This window comes from Saccharothrix isguenensis (genome assembly GCF_052936305.1).
Genome location: NZ_CP193626.1, coordinates 1,589,211 through 1,603,356 on the forward strand (window position 1 = coordinate 1,589,211; position 14,146 = coordinate 1,603,356).

General features: G+C 72.4%; 13 protein-coding genes. 4 read left to right on the forward strand and 9 right to left on the reverse strand.

The window, feature by feature from the left end:
• Window positions 1-33 precede the first annotated feature (33 nt).
• Entirely contained in the window at window positions 34-2,100 is a 2,067-nt protein-coding gene (locus ACRAKI_RS07760; RefSeq protein WP_447006362.1) for a PASTA domain-containing protein, read from the reverse strand.
• Window positions 2,101-2,285: 185 nt separating this feature from the next.
• Between ACRAKI_RS07760 and ACRAKI_RS07765 the strand changes: the two genes are divergently transcribed.
• Window positions 2,286-2,651 carry an Rv2175c family DNA-binding protein gene (locus ACRAKI_RS07765; protein WP_447008360.1) on the forward strand — a complete coding sequence of 122 codons (366 nt, stop codon included), beginning with the start codon at window positions 2,286-2,288 and terminating at the stop codon, window positions 2,649-2,651.
• 125 nt (window positions 2,652-2,776) lie between these two features.
• Here ACRAKI_RS07765 and ACRAKI_RS07770 read toward each other — a convergent pair whose 3' ends face one another.
• The 4 genes from ACRAKI_RS07770 to ACRAKI_RS07785 all read right to left on the reverse strand — a co-directional run bounded on the left by ACRAKI_RS07770 (window position 2,777) and on the right by ACRAKI_RS07785 (window position 8,137).
• Window positions 2,777-3,673 (reverse strand): phytoene/squalene synthase family protein, encoded by an 897-nt coding sequence (locus tag ACRAKI_RS07770; RefSeq protein WP_447006363.1) that lies wholly within the window; start codon window positions 3,671-3,673, stop codon window positions 2,777-2,779.
• Window positions 3,670-5,229, reverse strand: a complete 1,560-nt coding sequence (mptB, locus tag ACRAKI_RS07775) for a polyprenol phosphomannose-dependent alpha 1,6 mannosyltransferase MptB (RefSeq protein ID WP_447006364.1) — start codon at window positions 5,227-5,229, stop codon at window positions 3,670-3,672. The genes ACRAKI_RS07770 and mptB overlap by 4 nt, the downstream gene beginning before the upstream one ends.
• A 344-nt stretch (window positions 5,230-5,573) precedes the next feature.
• Window positions 5,574-7,067 (reverse strand): phytoene desaturase family protein, encoded by a 1,494-nt coding sequence (gene crtI / locus ACRAKI_RS07780; protein ID WP_447006365.1) that lies wholly within the window; start codon window positions 7,065-7,067, stop codon window positions 5,574-5,576.
• Window positions 7,068-7,069: 2 nt separating this feature from the next.
• Complete coding sequence (locus ACRAKI_RS07785) at window positions 7,070-8,137, reverse strand: polyprenyl synthetase family protein (protein WP_447006366.1); 1,068 nt, start codon at window positions 8,135-8,137, stop codon at window positions 7,070-7,072.
• A 105-nt stretch (window positions 8,138-8,242) separates the two neighbouring features.
• Between ACRAKI_RS07785 and metF the strand changes: the two genes are divergently transcribed.
• Entirely contained in the window at window positions 8,243-9,130 is an 888-nt protein-coding gene (gene metF, locus ACRAKI_RS07790; RefSeq protein WP_447006367.1) for a methylenetetrahydrofolate reductase [NAD(P)H], read from the forward strand.
• Between the two features lie 133 nt (window positions 9,131-9,263).
• Here the strand turns inward: metF and ACRAKI_RS07795 are convergent, their stop codons facing one another.
• Entirely contained in the window at window positions 9,264-9,701 is a 438-nt protein-coding gene (locus ACRAKI_RS07795; RefSeq protein ID WP_447006368.1) for a carboxymuconolactone decarboxylase family protein, read from the reverse strand.
• 46 nt (window positions 9,702-9,747) lie between these two features.
• On the reverse strand, window positions 9,748-10,398 hold the full coding sequence (locus tag ACRAKI_RS07800) for a DUF3153 domain-containing protein (protein WP_447006369.1): 651 nt from the start codon (window positions 10,396-10,398) through the stop codon (window positions 9,748-9,750).
• 105 nt (window positions 10,399-10,503) lie between these two features.
• Between ACRAKI_RS07800 and ACRAKI_RS07805 the strand changes: the two genes are divergently transcribed.
• Both ACRAKI_RS07805 and ACRAKI_RS07810 read left to right on the forward strand, forming a co-directional pair.
• Window positions 10,504-12,189, forward strand: a complete 1,686-nt coding sequence (locus tag ACRAKI_RS07805) for a DUF885 domain-containing protein (RefSeq protein WP_447006370.1) — start codon at window positions 10,504-10,506, stop codon at window positions 12,187-12,189.
• Window positions 12,190-12,271: 82 nt separating this feature from the next.
• On the forward strand, window positions 12,272-12,898 hold the full coding sequence (locus tag ACRAKI_RS07810) for a CHAP domain-containing protein (RefSeq protein ID WP_447006371.1): 627 nt from the start codon (window positions 12,272-12,274) through the stop codon (window positions 12,896-12,898).
• Between the two features lie 48 nt (window positions 12,899-12,946).
• Here ACRAKI_RS07810 and ACRAKI_RS07815 read toward each other — a convergent pair whose 3' ends face one another.
• Window positions 12,947-13,507 (reverse strand): GNAT family N-acetyltransferase, encoded by a 561-nt coding sequence (locus tag ACRAKI_RS07815; protein ID WP_447006372.1) that lies wholly within the window; start codon window positions 13,505-13,507, stop codon window positions 12,947-12,949.
• The gene (locus tag ACRAKI_RS07820; RefSeq protein WP_447006373.1) at window positions 13,504-14,004 is read right to left on the reverse strand and encodes a YbaK/EbsC family protein; all 501 of its coding nucleotides are present in this window, start codon (window positions 14,002-14,004) and stop codon (window positions 13,504-13,506) included. Before ACRAKI_RS07820 ends, ACRAKI_RS07815 begins: the two co-directional genes overlap by 4 nt.
• Between the last annotated feature and the right edge of the window lie 142 nt (window positions 14,005-14,146).

Here is a 14,146-nt window from a genome sequence, read left to right on the forward strand (position 1 = left end):
GCCACTGCCGTTCCAGCACCACAGCCGGTCGTGCTACACGGCGATGAGCGTGATCTGGCTGTCCTTCGGGACGCGCTCCCCGCCCCGGACGGACTGGTTGATCACCCGGGCCCGGTCGCGGCCGTTGAACTGGACGTCCACCTTGAGGCCCGCTTGCTCCAGGATCTTCTTCGCTTCCTTGACCTGCTTGCCCTCCACCTGCGGCACGGTCACCGCGTTGGACAGCACGACGGTCACCTTCCGGTTGTTCGCCGGCAGGTTGGAGCCCGCCTGCGGGTCGGTGCGGACGACCTTGCCCGCGTCGACCGCCGCGGAGAACTCGGCCGGGCCCTCGACCGGCTCGAACCCGGCCGCGCTCAGCTCGGCGAACGCCTCGTCCTTCGTCTTGCCGGTCACGCTCGGCACGGGCTTGGGCTCGGAACCCTTGCTCAGCACGATGACCACGGTGGAGCCGATCGGCACCGGCGTGCCGGGCGCGGGCTTGAACGTCACCACCTGGCCCTTGGGCACGCGATCGCTGAACGCGTCCTCGGCGGGGTTGAGCTGGGACTTCAACCCGACCGACGCGATCTCCCGCTCGGCCACGGCCACCTCGGAGCCCGCGCTGACCTGCGGCACGACCGGCTTGCCCGCCGACACCAGGATGCGCACGTGGTCGCCCTGGTTGGCCTCGGTCCCGACCGGCGGATCGGTGCTGATCACCTGACCGGTGGGCACGGTGTCGCTGTGCTCGTTGCGCGAGGTCGACTTGAGCGAGGCCTCGTCGAGCAGCGCGATGGCCGTGGACAGTTCCTTGCCGACCAGGTCCGGCACCCGGGTGACCCGGCCGACCGCGAGCCACCAGCTGAAGGTCCCGACCACGATCGCGGCCACCACCACGACGCTGAGCCACGTGACGAACTGCCGCTTGCTGCGCGCCCGCATCTCCTCGTACAGCTGTTCGGGCGTCTTCTTCGGCGGTCTCTTCGGCCGCACGCGGGCCGGTCGTGGCTGGGGCGCCGCGGGCAGGGGCTCGGACGGCGGCATGAGCAGCTCCGCCCGCGAGATCGCCTTGGTGCCCTGCGGGCCGGAGGACGGCGGCACGAGCGGGTTCGGCCGGTGCACGGGCACGGTCGGCTCGGCGAACGGCACGCCGGCGGCCACCCGCACCGGCTCCACCCGCACCGTCTGCTCGGCCGGGCTCGGCGGGGGTGGAGCCGGTGCGCGCACGTGCTCCGTCGGCTCCTCCGCGGGCGTGGAGGCGGGCACCGGGACGTCCACGGTGGCCAGCCCGAGCATCGCCCGCGCCGTCTCCACCTCGGACAGGAACGAGTCGGCGTCCGCGGGCCGCAGGAACGGCTCCTTGCGGGTCGCGCGGCGGACCAGCTCGGCCACTTCGGCGGGCACGTCCGGCACCGGCGGGACTTCGTCGTTCACGTGCCGGTAGGCCACCGAGATCGCGTTGTCGCCGACGTACGGCGGCGTGCCGGTCAGCATCTCGTACAGCAGCACGCCGGCGGAGTAGACGTCGCTGCGCGCGTCGGTGATCCCCGTGGTGACCTGTTCGGGGGAGAGGTAGGCGACTGTGCCGAGGATCATCGTGTCGCTGGTCACGCCGACCGCGGACACCGCCCGGACCAGGCCGAAGTCGGCGACCTTGACCGTGCCGCCCGACCCGATGAGCACGTTCTCCGGCTTCACGTCCCGGTGCACGAGGTCGGCGCGGTGCGCGGCGGCCAGCGGCGAGAGGATCTTCTCGATCACGGTCAGCGCCAGCGGCACGTCCAGCTTGCCGCGGGCGGTGAGCAGGTCGCGCAGCGTGCCGCCCTCGACCAGTTCCATCACCAGGAAGACCCGGTCCTCGTCCACGCCCTGGTCGTGCACCTGCACCACGCCCGGGTGGTGGAGCTTCGCCGCGGCACGCGCCTCGCGCTCGAACCGCGCGACGAACTGGGGGTCGGCGGAGAACCGGGGGTCCATGACCTTGATGGCCACGGCGCGCTCCAGGCGGGTGTCCACACCGCGGTACACGGTGGACATACCGCCCCGGGCCACCAGGGTGCCGACCCGGTAGCGTTGTTCGAGCAACCCGCCGATCACGTTCGAAGCCGACCTTTCCACAGCCGTGGATCGTACGGTGGGGTGATGCCGACCGATGCTGTGCGTCGGAGCATCCCACGCGTGCTTGTGGGATCCGCGTCAAACCCCGGTGGAACAGGGGGTGGCGGACAGTCGACCCGAGGGTGTATGCCCACCACCCGGTTGGCGCAGGGCGTCGTTCACGTCGTTGTGGCATCGTGACGCAGGTGAGTGCGATTCCTGCCGCTGCGGATGTGCTGGCTCCCGACCTGGAGGTCCTGCCTCTACCCGAGGTCGCCGAGCGTCTTGCCCTACCGATCAACCGTGTCCAACAGTTGCTGCGCGACGGTCAGCTCCTCGCGGAGCGCCGGAACGGTGTCCTCGTCGTCCCCGCCGCGTTCCTCGCTGCCGGAGGCGTCGTGAAGGGGCTGCCGGGCACCGTCACGGTGCTGCGTGATTCCGGCTTCTCGACCGAAGAGATCCTCCGGTGGCTGTTCGCCGAGGACGAAACCCTCCCCGGCACGCCCATCGAGGCGTTGCGCGGCGACCGCGGCCGTGAGGTGAAGCGCCGGGCACAGGCACTGGCTTTCTGACGAGCCCAGCACCACCCCGACGACCGGCGACGTCCGGGCGGCCCTGAAACGGGGACCGTCCGGGCGTCGTCCTGCGCCCGGACGCCGCCCGCACAGCCCCCGCGCGGCTCCCGGACGGCGCGGTGCTAGCGACGGGAGCGGTGTACGGCCCTGGCCACGAGCGCGCGCCCGAACGCGGGCACGGCGACCGCCAGCCGCCGCGAGTCCGGCACCGCCACCCGCCGGTCCAGCACCTGGTAGTCGGCCGCCACGATCTCGTCCAGGATCTCCCGGTACAGCGTGAGCGCGGTCCGCACGCACGGCCGTGACACGGGCCGCAGCATCGGCACCCCCACCTCGGCCTCCCGGTACTCGGCGAACGCGTGCGCGACGAAGTGCCGCAACGCCCGCCGCACCCGCTGGTCCGGCTTCCCGGTCCGCCGGCACCACACCAGCAGCTCGCGGTCGACGCCGTGCACCGCCAGCACGTCCTCCGGCAGGTACAGCCGCCCCCGGTCCAAGTCTTCCCCGACGTCACGCAAGAAGTTCGTCAGCTGGAACGCCCGGCCGAGCGCGGCGGCGGACGGTTCGGCCTCGGCCCGCGGCACGACCGTGCCGAAGACCGGCAGCAGCTGGAGCCCGATCACCGCGGCCGAACCGTGCACGTACCGCTCCAGGGCGGCGAAGTCCGGGTACGACGTGACGGTCAGGTCCATCCGCATCGACGCCAGGAACGCGGTGAACAGCGCGTGGTCGATCGAGTACCGGTGCGCGGTGTCCACCACGGCGGCCAGCACCGGGTGGCCGGTCGTCCGCCCGGCCCACTCCTCGTCCAGCCGCGCTTCCCACTGCTTCAGTTCGGTCGCCGGGTCGGCGGACTCTCCGCTGTCCACGATCTCGTCGGCCCACCGGGCGAAGCCGTACAGGGCGTGCACGGCGGGCCGCTGGTCGGCGGGGAGCAGCCTGGTGGCGAGGAAGAACGTGCGGCCGTGCCGGGCGTTCAGCTCGCGGCAACGGGCGTACGCCGCGGCCAGGTCCGTCACGCGTACCTGCCGGACAGCCGCAGCGGATCGGGCTTGGTCAGCGACACGCAGGCGAGCGCGGACACGGCGGCGACCATCACCAGGTAGACCCACGCGTACAGCGCGGTGTCGCCGTTGGGGAACGTCACCAGCAGCAAGCAGGTGGAGAAGAACGCCGCCGCCTTCAGCCCGGTCTCGGTCCACGGCAGCGCGGCGGCCATGACCAGCGGCCAGCTGAAGTACCAGGGCAGCGTGGCGGGGGAGAGCAGGGCCACGGCCAGCATGGTGATCGCGGCGCGGCGCACCGCCTCCGGGCCGCCGTCCCGCGCGGCCCGCCACTGCCGCCACGCGATGTAGACCAGCAGCACGGAGCCCAGCGCGCGGGCGATGGTCATGAACCAGCCCGGTTCGACCAGGACGAACGCGCTGACCACGGTGTGCGCGAAGTCGCCGACCGCGCTGGGCAGGGACAGCCAGTTCACGATCGTGGACGAGGAGCTGAGGGCCGGGATCCAGCCCAGGTCCAGCCCGGAGACGAGGGTGGTCGCGGCGAACACCGAGACGAACGTGGCCACGCCGCCGGCGATGGCCTTGCCCAGCTGCGCGCTCCGCGTGCCGGGCAGCCGACGTGCCCAGATCAGCACCAGGAACGGCAGCGCGACCACGGCGGTGGCCTTCACCGCGAACGCCAGCGTCACCACCGCGATGCCCAGCACGTGCCTGCGGTCCAGCACGAGCAGCACACCAGCGGCCAGCAGGCCGACCATGAGCAGGTCGTTGTGCGCGCCGGCGATCAGGTGCACCAGCATCAGCGGGTTCGCGGCGGCCACCCACAGCGCGGTCGCGGGGTGTCCGCCGAGGTGGCGGGTGAGGCCGGGCAGCGCCCAGCACAGCAGGACCAGGCCGATGGCGAGCACGAACCGCATGATCACCACGCCGCCGATGACGCTGCCGCCGGTCACCCAGACGACGCCCTCGGCGAGCATCAGGAACAGCGGTCCGTACGGCGCCGGGGTGTTCTGCCAGACCCAGCTCACGTTGTCCGACAGGGGGCTCTGCAGCACCGCCGGCCCGACCGAGTAGGGGTCCAGGCCGTTGAGCGCGAGCTGGCCCTGAGCCAGGTAGCTGTAGATGTCCTTGCTGAACAACGGCGGCGCGAACAGCAGCGGCAGGGTCCAGGCGACGATCGCGGTCAGCACCGCCGCGGTGCCGACGTGCCGGTTGCGCACCATCCGGCCCAGCCGGATCCACGCCCAGACGACCATGCCGAGCCCGATGTAGAGGACCGCGGTGGCCAGGTCGTGGCCGTGGCCGTACCGGATGAAGCTCAGCGTGGTGTCGGCGATCAGCGGGTCGTGCTTGAGGATCGCGCCCGCGCCGGTGCCGCCGAGCGCGAGCAGCATGACGCCGCCGACGCCGAGCAGGATCGTCCGGATGGGGATGCCGCCGGGATCTGCCCGGTCCGTCCGGTCCGTCCGGTTCGAGCGGGCGGCCTGCTCCGGAACCTGGGTAGCCGACGACCGCACCGGCTCGACAGGTGCGGCGCTCGATCGTGGAGAAGACGGGGTCGCGGCCATCGCGGCAACATCGTCGCACAACGGCGGGACGGGCCTGCACGTGATTGCTCAACCTGGTGACACGCTCGTAACACCCGGACGGATCCTCGCACGGCCCGGCCGCCCGGGGGAGTGGCCACATGGAGTATTCGGTCCCGGAGCGGGGACGGGTTCCACCTGCGTCGAGGCTGGGATCTCGGCCAGGCGGACCGCGGCCGGCGGATCGCGCTGACCGGGCCGCGAGCCTGCGCAGGTCCGCAGCGGTCGGCGTCGACCGGTTCGGGGGTGTGGTGCGCGGCGGTCGTGACGGCGTGCGCGGTGTCACGTTCGAGCTGTGGACGGCCCGCCGGCGCGGAGCCTCGTGATCACCGCGGGGTGTGCGCTCGTGGCCTTGCCGCCGGGCGGCGTGAGCTCGCGCTGACCGACCCCGTGATCCGCTGCGCGGCCAGCCGGCCGGAGATCAGCACCGGCGGCACGCCCACACCCGGCGTGGTGCCGCAGCCGGCCAGCACCACGTTGTCCAGCACCAGGTTCCGCGGCCGGAACGGGCCGGTCTGGGCGAACGTGTGCGCGGCGGAGAACGGCGTGCCGGCGGCCAGGCCCATCGCGGCCCAGTCGTTCGGCGTGACCAGGTGCTCGACCTGGATGGAGTCGCCGAACCCGGTCAGCCCGCGCGCCTCCAGCACGCCGACCAGCTCGTCCCGGTAGGCGGGGCCGACCCGGTCCCAGTCGATCGGGCCGGTGCGCAGGTTCGGCACGGGCGCCAGCACGAACATGCCCTGGCCGGGCGGCGCGGTGACCAGCAGCGACGGGTCGCTCATCAGCGTGCCGCGGCGGGTCAGCTCGTCGAACGTCCGGTCCCACGCGCGGCCGAAGAACAAGGTGTGGTGGGCCAGTTCCGGCCACGTCCGGTCCACGCCCGCGTGCAGCACGACCGCCGAGGGCGACCACGTCATCGGCAGCGGGCGGCGCGGGCGGTGGCCCAGCAGGCGGTACGACACCGGCAGGTCCGGGGTGAGCACGACCGCGTCGCACGGGATGCGCTCGCCGTGCGTGGTGCGCACGGCGGCGACCCGGCCGCCGATGCGTTCCAGCCAGGCCACCGGGGTCTGGAAGCGCAGGTCGGCGCCCGCGTCCCGGGCCGCTGCCGCCAACGCGTCCGGCAACGCCCGCATCCCGCCCTGCGGGTAGTGGACGCCCGCGATGGTGTCCATGTACGCGATCACGCCGTACGCGGCGAGGGCCTTGCGCGGCGGCACGCCCGCGTACAGCGACTGGAACGAGAACACCCGCTGCAACCGCTCGTCGCGCAGGAACCGCGCCACCGACGGCCCCAGCCGGGCGAACCCGCGCAACGCGGCCAGCTTCGCCAACTGGGGCGTGAGCAGGGACAGCGGCGAGTCGAAGTTCGCGCCGATGAACGCGTCGCGCTCCACCCGGTACAGCTCGGTCAGCCAGCGGCGCAGCGCCCGGTACCCCTCGGCCTCGCGCGGACCGGCGAACCGGCGCACCTCGGCCTCCATCGCCTCGGCGTCCGCGTGCACGTCCAGCGTGCTGCCGTCGGCGAACCGGGCGCGGTAAGCGGGCTCGACGGGACGCAGGTCCAGCCGGTCGCGCAGCGAGTCGCCGACCGCGTTCAGAGCCTCGTCCACCAGCTCCGGCATGGTCAACACGGTCGGCCCGGTGTCGAACCGGTACCCGCCCAGGTCCAGCCGCCCGGCCCGGCCGCCGGGCACGGCGTCCCGCTCGACCACGGTGACCCGGCGGCCGGCGCCGAGCAGGTGCAGCGCCGCGGACAAGCCGGCGAGACCCGCGCCGACCACGACGACGTGGTCGGCGCGGCCGGTGACCGTGCGCATGGTCAGTAGGTCCGCTTCGTGGCGCTGACCGCCAGCTCCGCCAGCCGCTCACCGGCCGGTTCGGCGATCGGCGCGCGGTCGAGGGCGCGCAGTGCCGACCCGGTCAGCTCGGCGATCCGGTCCTCGATCGCGTCCACCGCGCCGACCTCGCGCAGCCGGGTGCGCACCTCGTCCACCATCGCCACGTCCAGGTCGGGCTTGCCCAGCGCCTCGTGCAGCACGTCCGCGCCGAACTGCATCCCCAGCGCCACCAGCAGCGTCCGCTTGCCCTCGCGCAGGTCGTCGCCGGCGGGCTTGCCGGTCACCGCGGGGTCGCCGAACACGCCGAGCAGGTCGTCCCGCAGCTGGAACGCCACCCCGATGTCCGCGCCGAACGAGCGCAGGCCCGCCACCAGCTCGGGTGAGCCCGCGCCGATCGCGGCGCCCATGTGCAGCGGCCGTTCCACGGTGTACGCGGCGGTCTTGAGCCGGTCGATGCGCAGCGCGGCGTCCGGCGAGCTGTCGCCGCGCGCCTGGGTCAGCACGTCGAGGAACTGGCCGGCCAGCATCTCGGTGCGCATGTCCCGCCACGGCAGGCTCAGCCGCTGCAACGCGTCGGTGGGCAGGCCGGCGGCGAACAGCATGTCGTCCGCCCAGGCCAGCGCCACGTCGCCGATCAGCACCGACGCCGCGAGCCCGAACCGGTCGGCTTCACCCAGCCAGCCCTCGGCGCGGTGCTCGCGCGCGAACCGGACGTGCACGGTGGGCATGCCGCGGCGCGTCTCGGAGGCGTCCATCAGGTCGTCGTGCACCAGCGCGCACGCCTGGAGCAGCTCCAACGAGCTGACGGCGGTGAGCACGGCGTCGGCCAGCTCGTCGCCCGGGTCGCCGCCGGCGGCGCGCCAGCCCCACCACGCGAACGTCGGCCGGATCCGCTTGCCGCCGCCGAGGACGAAATCGGACAGCGCGTCCACCGCGCTGGTGAAGGTCTCCTCCATGCGGACGCCCAACGCCCGGCGGTCGGCGAGATAACCTGCCAACGCCTCGTCGACGTGCTTGGGCAGTTCGAGGTCCAACACATGGAGCGGCACCCGTCTATGGTCACCTCTGCCGCCGCCGGGTGCCCAACCGGGGGGCTTGTCCCAATGAGTGAAAGGGAACTCCCACTGTCCGGACGTACCTCTAAGCTGACCCGCATGACGTCGGTGGTCGAACGCCTGCGCGGGGATTCCCCCGTGTTCTCCGTCGAGTTCTTCCCGCCGCGAGACGAGGCGGACGAGACCGTGCTCTGGCGCGCGATCCGCGAGCTGGAAGCCTTCGACCCGGCGTACGTGTCCATCACCTACGGCGCGGGCGGCTCCTCCCGTGACCGGACCATCCGCACCATCGGCCGGGTGGCGCAGGAGACGACGCTGGTGCCGATGGCGCACCTGACGGCCGTCGACCACTCGGTGGCCGAGCTGCGCAACGTGATCGGCTGGTACGCGGCGGTCGGCGTGCGCAACATCCTGGCCGTGCGCGGCGACCCGCCCGGTGACCCGAACGGCGAGTGGGTGGCCCACCCGGAGGGGCTGACCTACGCCGAGGAGCTGGTCCGGCTGTGCCGGGAGCTCGGCGACTTCTGCGTGGGCGTGGCGGCGTTCCCCTACGGCCACCCCCGGTCGGCGGACCTGGACGAGGACACCAAGTACCTGGTGCGGAAGCTGCGGGCGGGTGCGGACTTCGCGATCGCGCAGCTGTTCTTCGAGCCGGACGACTTCCTGCGCCTGCGCGACCGGGTGGCGGCCCTGGGCTGCGACGCGGACATCCTGCCGGGCCTCATGCCGCTGACCACGCCGCGGACGCTGGCCAAGACGGTGGAGCTGTCGGGCGCGTCGATGCCGGACTCGTTCGCGCGCCGGCTGAACCCGTATCTGGACGACCCGGCGGGGTTCCGCCAGGCCGGCATCGACGTGGTGACGGAGGTGGCGGAGCGGCTGCTCGCGGAAGGCGTGCCGTGCCTGCACTTCTACACGTTCAACCGGTCCAAGGCGACGCGCGAGATCGTCGGCCGCCTCGGCCTGGTCCCGGCGCGCACCGTGTGAATGGCCCCTGCTCCGCAGACGGCGGCTCGGTCGCCTGGGAAGTCGGTCGTTCGCACCCGTTTTCCGACGACCGAAGGGCGTGATCGCCGGGAAACGGGGCGCGAACGACCGACGCGACCTCGCGGACGGGTGGCTAGGTGTGCAGGTGGCGTTCGGTCGCGGAGTCGAGGGTGACGCCGAGCCGGTTCAGGCCGTTGATGCTGATGATCAACGCGAGCAGGTCGGCCAGTTCCTTCTCGGTGAACGCCGCGCTCGCGCGCTCCCACAGCTCGTCCGGCACGCCGTGCTCGCCGAGCCGGGTCACCGCGTCGGTCAACTCCAGCGCCACCCGCTCCGTGCCGCTGAAGAACGTCGACTCCCGCCACACCGACACGGCGAACAGCCGCTGCGGGTTCTCACCGGCCTTCATCGCGTCGGTCGCGTGCATGTCCACGCAGAACGCGCAGCCGTTGAGCACCGACGCCCGCAGCTGGACCAGTTCCACCAGCGTGCGGTCGACGTTCTCGGCGGCGTAGGCGGCCAGTCCGGTCATCAGGCGGTACGCCTCGGGCGCCACCTTGGCGAATTTCATCCTCATACCAGGTGGACGAGGCAGCCCGCGACGACGTGACAGCGCCCTACGCGAGCTGGCTGCGGCGGTGCGACACGAGCGCCAGCACCAGCACGACCAGCACCGCCCCGCCGGTCAGCCCGGCCACCAGCATGGTCCAGCCGAAGTACGACACCGAGTTCTCCCCGGCGTACCGGGCGGTCGCGGTCAGCATCGAGGCCTGACCGGGCTTCGGGGACCACGCGACGGTCGCGTTGTCCTCCTCTCGCCCGTTCGTGTCGACGACCTCACCCGGAAAGCTGATCTTCACCTGGATGTCCGAGCGCTCCGGCGGCACCTGCGTCAGGTCCACCGACCCCGACAGCGTCACCAGGTCGCCCGACCGCCGGAAGGACAGCTGGTACCGGCTGGACGACGCGCTGGTCGCCGCCGACAGCGTCCTGACCTCCTCGAACGTCAACCCGCTGAACGACAGCTGGGTGCCTACGTAGTCGTCCACCTTGTACGGCTTCGTGGTGACCCGGCTGGCCAGCTCGTTCGGCACCTTCAGCTGCGGGCCGGGGTCGTCGTCCTGGGTGGGCGGGGTGGCGGCGGTGATCTCGCCGGACACCCGGTCGTCCGAGGACAACGCCATGGCGGCGTGCAGCCGGACGCACCCCGTCAGCGAGAAGAACGCGAGGAGGAACATCGGCAGGAGGAGCGCGGAGGCCCTGGACACGCGGCCATCCTGCCGGCAGCGGTCAAAAGTTGACCGCTGGGACACGGTCGTGAGCGTGGCTAATTACCTGTTCGGGGGACACGGGCCGGCGGTAACGTGCGGCTCATGTCGACCTCCTCCTCCGCCGGCGTGCACGGCGTCAGCAACCAGTTCGTAGCCGACTACGCGGCGGCGGACCCGCTGACCGCGACGTTCATCGGCAAGCCCGGTCACGACGACCGGCTGACCGACTACTCCCCGGAGGGTCACGCGGCGCGCAACGAGCTGGCGCAGCGCGCGCTCGCCGCCGTCACCGCGGCCGAACCGGCCGACAAGTCGGAGGCCGACGCGAAGGCCGTCTTCCTGGAGCGGATCGGCCTGGAGGTCGAGCTGTACGACGCCGGCCTGATGGAGGGCAACCTCAACGTCATCGCCAGCCCCGTGCAGTCGATGCGCGAGGTGTTCGACCAGATGCCCACCGAGAGCCCCGACGACTGGGCCGTGATCGCCAAGCGGCTCGCCGCCGTGCCGGACGCGGTGGCGAACCTGCGCGCGGGCCTCGCGTACGCGGCGGACAAGAACCGGTCCGCTGCGTTGCGGCAGGTCACCCGGGTCGCCGAGCAGTGCGACACGTGGGCGGGCCGGGCCGGCGGGCAGTCGTCGTTCTTCGCCGCCCTGATCGCCGACGCCCGCGTGGACAGCGCGCTGCGCACCGACCTGGAGGCGGGCGCGAAGGCCGCCGCCGAAGCGTACGGCGACCTGGCCGCGTTCCTGCGCGACGACCTCGCGCCGAAGGCGCCCAGGAAGGACGCGGTCGGCGAGGACGTCTACCGGCTGCAGTCCCGCTACTTCACCGGCTCCCGGCTCGACCTGGCCGAGGCCTACGAGTGGGGCTGGGAGGAGTTCACCCGCCTCGAGACCGAGATGAAGCAGGTCGCGGACCGGATCAAGCCGGGCGCCACGCTGGCCGAGGCCGCCGCCGCGCTGGACGCGAACCCGCGCTACCAGGTGCGCGGCAAGGACGGCCTCCAGTCGTGGATGCAGAGGCTGTCCGACGATGCGCTGCTGGACGTCCGGGGCGTGCACTTCGACCTGCCGGACGAGCTGATGAAGCTGGAGTGCCGCATCGCGCCGCCCGGCGGTGGCGTCGGCGCCTACTACAGCGGCCCCACCCCGGACTTCACCCGGCCCGGCCGCATGTGGTGGTCCGTGCCGGAGGGCAAGGAGGAGTTCTCCACCTGGCGCGAGGTCTCGACCGTCTACCACGAGGGCGTGCCCGGCCACCACCTCCAGGTCGCCACGGCCGTCTACCAGGCGGAGAAGCTGAACGAGTTCCAGCGGCTGCTGTGCTGGGTGTCCGGCCACGGCGAGGGTTGGGCGCTGTACGCCGAGCGGCTGATGCGGGAGCTGGGCTACCTGGAGGACGACGGCGACCTCCTGGGCATGCTCGACGCGCACCTGTTCCGCGCCGCCCGCGTGATCATCGACATCGGCATGCACCTGGAGCTGGAGATCCCGCGCGGCACCGGTTTCCACGAGGGCGAGCGGTGGACGCCGGACCTGGGCCTGGAGTTCATGCTCACCCGCACCATCACCGACCCGGCGCACGTGAAGGACGAGATCGACCGCTACCTGGGCTGGCCCGGCCAGGCGCCGTCGTACAAGCTGGGTGAACGGCTGTGGCTGGCGGCCCGCGAGGACGCCCGCGCACGGCACGGCTCGGCGTTCGACCTCAAGCGCTTCCACCAGGAAGCCTTGGAGATGGGCGCCATGGGGCTGGACACTCTTCGCGAGCGGCTCGCGGAACTCTGATCCGCTCGGTCCGGTGACCTCACGCCGAGGTCACCGGACCGGGGGTTGGATGTGGGCGGACGAAGAGGGGGCGGGGGAACCGATGACCAGACGTGCGATGCGGTCGGCGCTCGGCGTGGTGCTGGCCGGTGTGCTGCTGATCGCCGGCGCCCCGGCGTCCGGGCAGGCCCAACCGGTCGAGGACCAGACCGAGTGGCGCATCCGGCAGGAGGTCGTGGACCACGCGCTGCGCGAGGTCGGCCAGCGCGAGGGAACCGGCAACTACTACCCCGAGAAGTACCAGCGGACCGGTCAGGGAGTGCTGCGCCCGGCCGAGTGGTGCGGCGTGTTCGTCAACTGGGCGTGGACCGCGGGCGGCGTGCCGGACAAGCCGGCGATGCGCCCGGCGCCGGGCGCGTCCGTGCTCGACCAGGGGCACTGGGCGACGTACTGGCAGAAGTGGGGCAAGGCCAACGGCCGGTGGAAGGACATCGGCGACCGCGACGTGGAGCCGGGCGACGCCGTGGTCTACGGCAACTACCCGGACATGCACGCGCACGTCGGCCTGGTGGTCGAGGTCAAGTACGACCGGACCGGCCGCCACGCGACGCACGTCCGCACCGTCGAGGGCAACTTCGACGAACGGGTCGTCTACTCGAAGATGCGCCCGATCGAGGGGCTGAACGCCGGCAAGTACCTGCGCGCGACGGGTTTCGTCTCGCCGTTCTAGGCGACGGCGTCAGGTGACCGGGTCAGGTGACCGCGTCAGGCGGCTGCGTCAGGTGACCGGCAGGGTGCGGCCCAGCACGGCGAACGGCCGGGGGTCGCCGGTGAACTGGTAGTGCCGCAGCACGTCCGCGAAACCCATGCGCCGGTACAGCCGCCACGCCTTGCTCGGGCCCTCCGGTGTGGACAGCAGCACCCGTGAGTTGGGCACGCCGGCCAGCAGGTTCCGCAGCAGCTGCTCGCCGATGCCCCGGCTCTGCGCGCGCGGCAGGACGTGCAGCTCGGTCAGCTCGAAGTAGTCGCGCATCCACTCCTCGACCGCGTTCGGCCCGGCGACCATGGTCAGCCCGTGCCGCACCTGCTCGTGCCACCACTGGCCGACGGAGCCGCGGTAGCCGTAGCCGATGCCGACCAGCTCGTCGTGCTCGCCCAACGCCACCACGCACCGCCAGCCCTCGCGCAGCATGTGCGCCAACCACATGGGCGCGCGCTGCTCGGCCGTGCCGGGCGGGTAGTCCATCGCGCTCACGTACAGCGCCAGCGCCTCGTCCAGCCGCGAGTTCAGCTCCCGCGAGGACAGGGCGACGATCCGCTGCGAGGGTGCGGCGGTCACCGGGCGACCTCGGCGGGTGTGCCACCGGTCAGGTCGACCAGGCCGGCGTAAGTGGTGGGGTAGACCGCGTGCGGGTGCCCGGCGGCGGCCCACACCACGTCGTACCGCTCCAGCGCGACGTCCACGAACGTGCGGATCGGCGTCGGGTGGCCGACGGGGGAGACGCCGCCGATGACCTGGCCGGTGTGCTCGCGGACGAACGCGGGCTTGGCCCGTTCGATCGAGTCCGCGCCGGCCAGCGCGGCGAGCTTGTCCGTGTCCGCCCGGTGCGCGCCGGACGTGAGCACGAGCAGGGGCGTGGCGACGCCGTCGCGGACCGCGGCGAACACGAGGCTGTTGGCGATCGCGCCGACCGGCACTCCCACCGCCTCGGCCGCTTCGGCGGCGGTGCGAACGGCGTCGGCCAGCACGCGGATCCCGTTCGCCGCCTCGTGATGGCCCGCCTCGGACAGTGCGGCGGCCACCTTGCGGATGCCGGGGTGGTCGAGTGCGCTCACCTGTTCATAAGACCACGGGCGGTCGGCTTGAGGAGTTCCGGGCCGGCAGGTTAGTCTGGTCTTGCTCGAACATCTGTTCGAGCAATGCCTTGGTGGTGGGGCGGGGGAAGCGCCCCACCACCAAGTGCCGCCGTCTCCCCGC